General features: G+C 73.2%; 6 protein-coding genes. 4 read left to right on the forward strand and 2 right to left on the reverse strand.

Annotated features, from left to right (window positions below; genetic code table 11):
• The first annotated feature begins 448 nt into the window (after positions 1 to 448).
• Positions 449 to 3,613, forward strand: a complete 3,165-nt coding sequence (locus tag ACJOT3_RS28415) for a HelD family protein (RefSeq protein ID WP_406976197.1) — start codon at positions 449 to 451, stop codon at positions 3,611 to 3,613.
• A gap of 542 nt (positions 3,614 to 4,155) precedes the next feature.
• Here ACJOT3_RS28415 and ACJOT3_RS28420 read toward each other — a convergent pair.
• On the reverse strand, positions 4,156 to 5,229 hold the full coding sequence (locus ACJOT3_RS28420) for an AraC family transcriptional regulator (protein WP_406976198.1): 1,074 nt from the start codon (positions 5,227 to 5,229) through the stop codon (positions 4,156 to 4,158).
• 106 nt (positions 5,230 to 5,335) lie between these two features.
• Here ACJOT3_RS28420 and ACJOT3_RS28425 point away from each other — a divergent pair, with 106 nt between their 5' ends.
• Positions 5,336 to 5,782 (forward strand): hypothetical protein, encoded by a 447-nt coding sequence (locus ACJOT3_RS28425; protein WP_406976199.1) that lies wholly within the window; start codon positions 5,336 to 5,338, stop codon positions 5,780 to 5,782.
• Here the strand turns inward: ACJOT3_RS28425 and ACJOT3_RS28430 are convergent.
• Positions 5,779 to 6,204, reverse strand: coding sequence for an SRPBCC family protein (locus ACJOT3_RS28430; protein WP_406976200.1), 426 nt, complete (start codon positions 6,202 to 6,204; stop codon positions 5,779 to 5,781). The two genes, ACJOT3_RS28425 and ACJOT3_RS28430, sit on opposite strands and share 4 nt — an antisense overlap.
• A gap of 243 nt (positions 6,205 to 6,447) precedes the next feature.
• On the opposite strand from ACJOT3_RS28430, the gene ACJOT3_RS28435 reads away from it, so the two are divergent.
• Positions 6,448 to 7,464, forward strand: a complete 1,017-nt coding sequence (locus ACJOT3_RS28435; protein ID WP_406976201.1) for a YciI family protein — start codon at positions 6,448 to 6,450, stop codon at positions 7,462 to 7,464.
• An 87-nt stretch (positions 7,465 to 7,551) separates the two neighbouring features.
• Entirely contained in the window at positions 7,552 to 9,012 is a 1,461-nt protein-coding gene (locus tag ACJOT3_RS28440) for a plasmid pRiA4b ORF-3 family protein (RefSeq protein ID WP_406976202.1), read from the forward strand.
• Positions 9,013 to 9,196 lie beyond the last annotated feature (184 nt).

Raw genomic sequence — 9,196 nt, forward strand, 5'->3', positions numbered from 1 at the left:
GGAGTACGCGCGCTGGTAGATCGGGATGACGAACTGGTGACCCTGCTGGATCAGTTTCAACAAAGGGGTCTCGGAAGCCTTCACGGCGTGGGAGGACCTTTCTCGGCATGGGCTCTGCGCGGATCCCGGGCGGGCGGGTCGGACATGCGCATTCGCCGTCTCACACTAGTGCGCGCCGGGGACGGTCGGAGGGAGAGCGAGGTTTCCGATCGGGACTGTCCGGCGTCGGTGCGGCCATCACACCCTCGTAGATGTGGGCGGTGCATGGGAGGATGCCGCAAACCGCGGGAAGAAGCGGTTCGCGACCTGTCCGGAAACGGTGGGGACCCTCCACGGCGGCCGCTGTCTCCAGTGAGGCACGGCCCCTCCCGTCCCGAGCCGTCACCGGCACCGCATGACACGTCCGTCCGATGGTGGACACCCCCACATCACCGAAGCCGGAGCACAAGTGAACCAAGGACACCGGGACGCGGTCATCGAGCAGGAGCAGAAAGCGGTCGACCGCGCCTATCACCACGTGGAGCGTTCGAAGGAGATGCTTCGTCGGCTCGCGCAGCAGCCGGCGGGAGCGAGCGCGAAGGACAACGCCGCTCAGAAGAGGGAGTTCGAGCAGCGGCTGGAGGACCTCCACTCGGATGGCAGACCCCTGGTGTTCATGCGGGCCGACGTCGAGGAGGACGACGAGCGCGAGACCTTCTACGTCGGGCGGATGGGCGTCAAGGACGAGCGGGGCGACCGCCTGGTCATCAAGTGGACGGCACCGCTGGCCAGGACATGGCAGCTGGCCCGGCCCAGTGCGCCGGGGCCGGTGCGCCTGCGCCGCAGGCTCAAGTGCGAGGGTCGCAGGGTCCGCGACTACTTCGACGAGATCAGTGAACCGGAGGAGGCCGCGGGCGGCCCCTCGCCCGCGCAGGTCGCGGCCCTGGTGACGCGGCGCAGGGCGGCGGAGCAGGAGGAGATGGTCGACCCCTTCCTCCTGGAGGAGCTCAACCGGGCCCGCAAGGGCCTGATGCGGGACATCGTCGAGACCATTCAGCGCGACCAGCTCGAACTGGTCTCCGACGAGCGCCCTGGCACCCTGGTCGTCCAGGGCGGACCCGGGACGGGAAAGACCGCGGTCGGACTGCACCGTGTGACCTGGCTCCTGGACAACGACCATTTCACGGCCGACCAGATCCTCGTGGTCGGGCCGCACCCGGAGTTCCTGTCCTACGTGGGGCAGGTCCTCCCCTCGCTCGGCAGCCGCGGGGTGCGGGCACAGGCCCTGGACGGGCTGTGGGAGGGGCGGCCCCGGGCCGACGACACACCGGAACAGGCCCGGACCAAGTCCGATGCCAGGATGGCGGAGGTGCTGGCCCGGGCCGTCCGCGCCCTCATCCGTCCCGAAGCGGTCGCCGGACTCGCCAGGGGAGGCCGACTCACCTTCCGGGACGAGAGCCGCTACGTCACGGTGGAGGATACCGACCTCGAACACATGGCGGAGCAGGCCCGGCGGCGTCCCGGCAGCCACGCCGACAGGCGGCAAGGATTCATCGATTCCCTTCTCGACCACCTGATCCGCGAGCTCACCGACCAGTACGGTTACTCGGGGCGTGACCAGGGCGTTCGTACGAGACTGACCCGGAGCCGTGCGGTCACCGAACTGGCCGCGGCCGTGTGTCCGCAGTTCTCCGAGAAGCGCCTGCTGCGCAGGCTGCTCAACGACCCCGGGGCACTGGCCACCGCTGCCGAGGACATCCTGTCCGCGCGGGAGCAGCAGGCTCTGATCCGGGCCAAGGCGGCCAACGAAGCCGAGGAACCCTGGACTCGTGCCGACCTGGTCTGCCTTGAGGAACTCCGGGTCCTGCTCACCGGGGACGGCCCCGAGCGCTACCGGCACATCGTGGTGGACGAGGCCCAGAACCTCACTCCCATGCAGGTGCGCGGGCTGGCCCGGCGGTGCCCCAGCGGGTCGCTCACCGTCCTGGGCGACCTGGCCCAGTCCACCGGGGAACACCGCTACGAGCAGTGGTCGGACTTCACCGAGCTGCTCACGCTGCGGGACGGGTGGCACTTCCACGAACTGACCGTCGGATACCGGATCCCGCACGAGGTCATGCACGTCGCCGTTCCCGCGGCGGTGGCCGTGGCACCGGCCGTGCTCTGCCCCACCCCGGTACGCCCTCCGGACGAAGGGGGCGTCACGGTGCGCAGGGTCGACCCCGACGGGCTGTTGGCGGAGGTTGCGGCACAGGTGGACCGCCTGAGGGAGTCGGGAGGCCAACGCAGGTCGGTCGCGGTCATCACCGCCGACGGCTCACCCCTGCCGGCGAAGGTGGAGGAACACCTGGGGGAGTCGGCCGGCGACGAGGACGGACCGCAGGTCCAGGTCCTGCCGGTGTCCCGGGTCAACGGGCTGGAGTTCGACCACGTCGTCCTGGTGGAACCGGGAGAGATCACCGCTTCCACCGCCAACGGGGTCGGTCGGCTCTATGTCGCCCTGACCAGGTGCACCCAGTCCCTGTCCATCGTCTACGCGCAGACGTTGCCCGACGTCCTCGTCGACCCCGATCCCGTCCTGGAGCGCGAGGAGCCAGGAACCGGGCCCTGCACCCGGTTCCGGACCGAGGGAGACCACTGCCGCAACACCACGAACACACCCGACCGCTGGTGCCGACAGGACGGGTGCGGGGGATACCGGACGAGGACCCCCCTCCACTACGAGGAGACACCCGGGCTCCTGCCCTTCCCCGCGGGCACCGTTCGGGGCATCGCGCCCGACTCCTATGGGGAGGGGGCCGAAACGGTCCACGTGACCGCCGCGGCGCGGGCCCGTTTCGTGGCGCGGCACCGGGGCGGTGCGCGGGAGGCCCAGGCCGAGCTCCGCGCCATGCTCTTCCACCTGTGGGAGCACGGGGACTGGGCTCACCGGAGGGACGGGGTCTGGTTCCTCGACGACCGGGGGTACCGGTTGGTCCTGAGTCCGGACGCCCGGTCGGTGACGGACTACCGGACGGTCCACAAGGAGCGGAGCCACGCCCAGTTCCTGGAGGGGGTGCCCTCCCGGTACGGTCAGTCCCATCTCAGGACTCCGAAAGCGGAACCGACGGGTTCCCCCCAGGCCTCCTCGGGGACTTCCTCCGATCCGCTTCCCGAACCACACGAACCGACCACGATGGAGCAGAACATGTCCGAGACGGATGAGACCGCCGAGAACGGTCTCCTCGCCGTCATCCGTGCGGCCGTGGCACGGGAAAGGGCGGACAACATCCATGAAGCACTGCGGCACCAGCTCATGGCGGACCTGTTCAAACGACACCGGAAACCGGAGAGCGGCGAGCTCCTGGACGTGGAGTGCGAAGGGCCGGAAGGCACCTACCTGTACGAGGTACTGGGTGCGGGCGGGCACACCTATGAGCGGATGCGTGAGGGCGTTCTGCGGATCATGGAGATCGAGTACGTGACGGGGAAGGCCGACCGGGCCTTCCTGGTCCTGCCGGATCCGCCGGAACCCCCCGAGGCGGCCGAGCTGGTGGGAGAGGTGTTCGGTACCGGCGTGATCTGGCGGTCCGGGGAGAGCTGGGAGGGGACGGAGACGGACCTGGCCCTGGGGAGCGAACCGAACGGCTCGTAGGAGGACCGAAACTGGATGGGGTAGGTCCGCCGGGACCCGGGCGGGTCCCGGCGGGCGGCTGCCAGGGGTCGCGCGGGCGCAGAGGTCTGTCCTGCTGGGCGGCATCCGCGATCCGCCGAACGCGGGTGCAGGCGCCGGGGCCGGTGAGGTGCATCATCAGGTCCGTGGGCCGGTACCGGCGAACAGGTCGAGCGACCCGTGCGATGTGCCATTCGACGGCCCTGGCGACCTCGTCGGCGAGGGAGAATGCGGGACGGCCCCGCTCCTCTTCGCTCAAGGCGCCCAGGTCACCGGTGCTGCGGATGGGGATGAGGTCGTCGACTGAAAGGAGCCGGGCACTGCGTTCCAGGAGCGGGGAGTGCGGCAGCCGGGAGTCGTCCCCGCACCCGGTGGTGAGCGGCGAGTCGAAGGGCCTTGCGGCGGCCGGACACCCCCGAGGGGTCGCCGATCGCGCGGATGCCCTCGGTGACCTGTGCGAGGTCGGTGTTCAGTCGGGCGGTGTCCGCCTGGGCCACGGAGGCCGCCCGGGCGCGGGATCGGCCTCAGGGGCCGGTGGGGTCCCGGGGGTCGTCGCTGAGCCCGGGCGGGGCCTCGCCCGCCGGGTTCCGGCGGAAGCGGCCGGGGGACTGCCCCGTCCAGCGGCGGAAGGTGCGGGAGAAGGCGGCGGCGTCGGAGAACCCCACGAGGTAGGCGACCTCGCCCACCGACGCCCGGCCGGCCCGCAGGTAGGAGACCGCGAGTTCGCGGCGCACCCCGTCGACGACCCGCCGGAACCCGGTGCCCTCCGCGCGCAGGCGGCGGGAGAGCGTGGAGCGGCTGCAGTGGAGCCGGGCCGCCACCGCGTCCGCGCCCAGGTCGCCCTGGTGCACCATCGCGCGCACGGCCTCCTCGACCCGTTCGGTGAAGGTCTCCGGCGGCGGGCGCCGGGCCAGCAGCGCGTCGCCCTTCTCCCGCAGGACGCCGAAGACGTAGCGGGGGTGCCGGGCCACCGGCCACGAACCCACCTCGGGGTGCAGTTCCAGCACGGTCCTCCGGGCGCCGAACCGGACCGGGCAGCCGAGCACGCGCTCGTACTCGGCGGCCCCGGCCGGGTCCTTCGGCGCCGGGCGGGTGAGGTGCACGCCCAGCACGTGGGGGCGGTCCAGGAACCGGCGCGGGCCGCAGACCAGGCGGGCGACCGCCGCCTCCGACAGCTCGGTGCCCGGTCCCGCCGGCCGGTGCTCGACCAGCAGCAGGCGGCCCCCGGAGTGTTCGAGCTCGAACCGCGGGCCGTTCCCGTCGGCGTCGACCTCCAGGGCCAGGCGCCGGTAGCGCTGGAGCTGGGCCAGGGCGGCGGCCATGTCGGGGGCCGCCTCCATGACCAGGCCCACGATCGACACGTCGGCCATCGCGACCTCGGCCCCGTAGTGCAGCGACAGGGCGTCGTCGGCCAGCGCCCGGCGCGCGGCGGACACCAGTTCCAGGTAGCGGGCCAGCGGCACGCGCGCGTCCGGGTCCGCCGGCCGTTCGCGGGACAGGCCCGCGGCCGCGGCGAGCGCGTCGGTGTCGGCGCCGTGCCGCCCGGCGTAGGCGAGCAGCCCGGCGACGAGGCCGGCCGCGATGGTCGCCCGCCGCACCCGCCACCCCCTCACGACGTGGCCGGGAGCACCCTGACACGCAGGGTCAAGGATCCTGACACACCGGATCATTCCGGTCCCGGGCCGCGCTGGCAAGACTGGCCGCATGAACGCTCCCACCCTCTCGGCCACGGCCGACACGACACCGCTGCGCCGCAACCTGCTGCGCGCCTGCCACCTGCTCCTGGTGGTCGGGCTCGGCCTCACCGCCTGGCCCCGGCTGCTGGCGTCCGGCGCGGACGGCCCCGTCATCGACGGGGCCTTCGACGCGGTGCTGTGCGCCCTGCAACTCCTCGCGGTCGTCGGGCTCTTCGCGCCGGTGCGGATGGTCCTCGTGCTCGTGTTCGAGGTGTTGTGGAAGGCGGTGTGGGTGCTGGTGGTCGCGGTGCCGCTGTGGTCGCGCGGCGCCGTGACACCGGAGGTCGCCGAGACCCTGTTCGCCTGCGCCTGGGCGGTGCCGTTCGTCTTCGTGATCCCCTGGCGGGCCCTGGTCCGCGACCTGCTCCGCACCCGCGAACCCTGGCGCGCGGGTGGGGGCGGGAGCGCGGGCTAGGGGGTGTCCTCGGCGGCTCGTTTGAGGTCCTCGGCCTGCTGGTCGAGGTGGTTCCGGGTGGTCTTCTTGAAGAAGACGCCGATGACCGCCACCACGAGCCCGCGCATCTCCAGGTCCAGGGTCAGGCGGGAGCGGTCCTCGGTGAGGGCGTCGACGCGGTGGCGGACGACGGTGGTGGCGCCGCCGGCCTTCTGGGTGAACTCGAAGGAGGCGGGGGCGTCCCAGGCGGTGATGTCCCACAGGCCCTCGGGCAGCTTGTGCTCGCGCAGGCGCACGGTGCCGCCGACCGCGAGCGGCGGGGGTGTGACGACCTCGGCCACCTCGACCAGCCGGATGACGCTGGGCCAGGCCTCGATGTCGGTCAGCACGTCCCAGACGCGCTGCCGGGGCGCCTCGATGTCGATGGACTTCTCGAACCGCATGTCGGAGCCTCCTCGGCCGGGACGCGCGTCGTCCCCCGGACCCTGTGTACACCAACCCTACGTCGATCCGGGGAACGGAGGGGGCCGCGACCCGGGGCGCGCCGCGTCGGCCGGTGTCCCACCGGGCGGCGTGCGCCGGGCACGCACCGCCCGCTCCCGCGACGCATCCGCACGGTGCACCACAGCGGGGGAATTCCGGCGGATCCGATGTTCTCGGGGAGGCGGGAGGGAAATAATGCGGGCATGCTCCATGTCCTGATCCTGCGCCTCACAGCCGCTGCCGACGAGGTCGCGCCCCACATGCCCGGCCACATCGCCCACCTGGAAGAGCACCACTCGGCCGGACTGCTCCTGTTCTCCGGGCGGACGGTGTCCGCCGACCCCGGCGGGGTCGTCCTGGCCGTCGGGGAACGCGGCGATGCCGAGGCGGTGGCGGCGCGGGATCCCCTGGTCCGCAACGGTCTGGCCTCCTACGAGATCGTTTCGGCGAGCCCGGACCGCGTCGCTCCCGAGCTGGCCGCCCGGTTGGGCCCGTCGCCCGCCTCGGCGGCCGAAACCCCGGGTTCCTCCCGGCAGTGGGCGGTCCGGGAGTACCGGCGGCTTCGGCCGGACACCGCCGACCTCCTGGACGCCCTCACCGGACGGCCGCTCGACCCGGTGGTGCACAGAGCGGGTACCGCTCTGCTCGGCGTGTCCGGCGGGAACGCGCCCGGAGCGGCCGACGTGGTGCGGCGGTGCGCCGCCGGCCTGCGCGGTCGCGGCTGGGCGGGCGACGACCTGCTCGCCGACGAACTGGAGGGGAGGGAGGGGACGGCGACGGCTGCAACGGAGCTCGTTCCCACCCCCGTGAACCTGGAGGAGCTCGCGGACGCCCTGGATTCCGACCCCGCCGAAGGAGACGCCTCCTTCGATCCGCTGACCGGTGAGGTCCTGCCCGCCGCGGTCCTGGACCTCGACGCCGACCCGGACGATGACGCTTTCGCGGAGGGCCGCCGAATCGCGGTCGAGCCCGGCAGCCGGGCCGCCTACCGGGACATGGCGCACTTCGCGGAGACGGTCGCGGACACCGGTCTGCGGGAGCGCCTGCGGTGGGCGCTGGAGGGGCGCGGGGCGTTCGGGAGGTTCAAGAACGCGATGCACGGAGAAGACGGGGACGCCCTGGCCTCGTGGACGGTCTTCAGCGGGGAACGCGCCCTGGGCCGTGCCCGCCGCTGGCTCGCCGACCACGGTTACCGGCCCGACGAGAGGACCGCTCTGTGAGGCCGGGACGGCGGGGTGGCGTTCCCCGACCCGCGGCACCCGGTCGTGTGTGTCGCCGTTCCGCCGGGACAGCGGTACCTTGCCGTCATGGATGCTCCTGGTGATGCCCCGGTCCCCGACGGGTTCGACGACTTCCTGAAGGCCTCCGGTCCCGACGGCGGTCCGTTCGGGTCCGGTCTGTTCGACGAGTCCCCGCGGCCGTCCCGGCGCCGCCCCCGCCGGGAGGAGGCGGCGACCTACCGGGTGCGGGTGGAGATCAGCGGTACGAAGCCGCCGGTGTGGCGCAGGCTGGAGCTCGACTCGGAACTGTTCCTGAACGAGGTGCACACGATCCTCCAGGCCGCGTTCGGCTGGGAGGACCACCACCTGCACGGGTTCGCCGGCGGGGGTCCCTACTACAGCCGCGAGGCCGAGCCGTACCTGTGCCCGTTCGAGGCGCGGGAGGGCAGGCCCGGCGTCCCCGAGGAGCAGGTGCGCCTGGACGAGGTGCTGGCCGAGGTCGGGGACGAGCTGTTCTACCTGTACGACTTCGGCGACGACTGGGAGCACCTGCTCACGCTCCAGGCGGTCCTGCCCCGCGAGGAGGGCGGGCCGCGGGCGGTGTGCACCGGCGGGGAGAGGCCCGCCCCGCCCGAGGACTGCGGCGGGGCGCCCGGCTACGAGCTCCTCAGCGCCGCGACCGACACCGCAAACCCGCACCACGCCGAGGCGCTCGCCGAGTACCGGGAGGCCTACGGCGGGGACCCCGGCCGGGCGCCGGTCCCGTTCGACATCGACGCCGTCAACCGGGACCTGGCGGTGGTGTCCGGGCCGGTGCCGGACGACCTGCCCGGCCCGGTCGCGGAACTGCTGGCGTCCGTGCGCGACCCCGGACCGCGGGGGCGGCTGCTCGCCCTGGTCGCGGAGGCGACCGCTCCCGAGGAGGAGCCGAGCACGGCCACCGTGCGTGCGGCGGTCTCCTCCTACACCTGGCTGCTGGACCACGTCGGCGACGACGGGGTGAAGCTGACCGGGTCCGGATACCTGCCCCCGGCGAGCGTCGAGGAGGCGGCCGAAGCGCTGGGTCTCGCGGGGAGGTGGATCGGCAAGGCCAACCGGGAGGTCCAGACCCTGCCGGTGCTGAACCTGCGCGAGTCCGCGCAGCGGATGGGGCTGCTGCGCAAGTACAAGGGGCGGTTGCTGCCCACCAGGGCCGGCACGGCGGTGCGCGACGATCCCCGGGCGTTGTGGGACCACCTGGCCGCGCACATGCCACCCGAGCCGAAGGCCGAGGTGGAAAGGCTGGGGTGCCTGGTGGGGGTGCTGGCGGCGGCGGCCGGGAGCCGGGACGTGCCCGGCGAGGTCGCCGCGGTCCTGAACGGCCTGGGGTGGCGGGCCGGGGGCGGCGGCCTTCCGGTGGACTCCTCGGTCGCCCGGGACGCGATGTACGAGGCGTGGGTGGTACTGGACGCCATGGGCGGATGGGCCCGGGGGTCGTTCGGCGGGGGTACCGCGCCGACCGCCCGGGGCAGGGCGTTCGCCCGTGCGGCCCTGCGGCGCACCTCCTGACCGGGACGGCACGGGCCGAGGGCGGGGCCGGAGTCGGGGCCGGGGCGTGTGACCGGAGGTCTCCGGCGCGGGCGGTCCACGGGCGGATCACCGTGGCCGTGTCTTCCGGGGCCGTGCACCCGGGAAACCCCGCCCCTGGGCCCGCCCTGCCGGTGCGCCCCCGGGAACGGCGAAGGCCCCGACC

The organism is Nocardiopsis protaetiae (genome assembly GCF_045446735.1).
In the GTDB taxonomy this organism is placed as follows: Bacteria; Actinomycetota; Actinomycetes; order Streptosporangiales; family Streptosporangiaceae; genus Nocardiopsis; species Nocardiopsis protaetiae.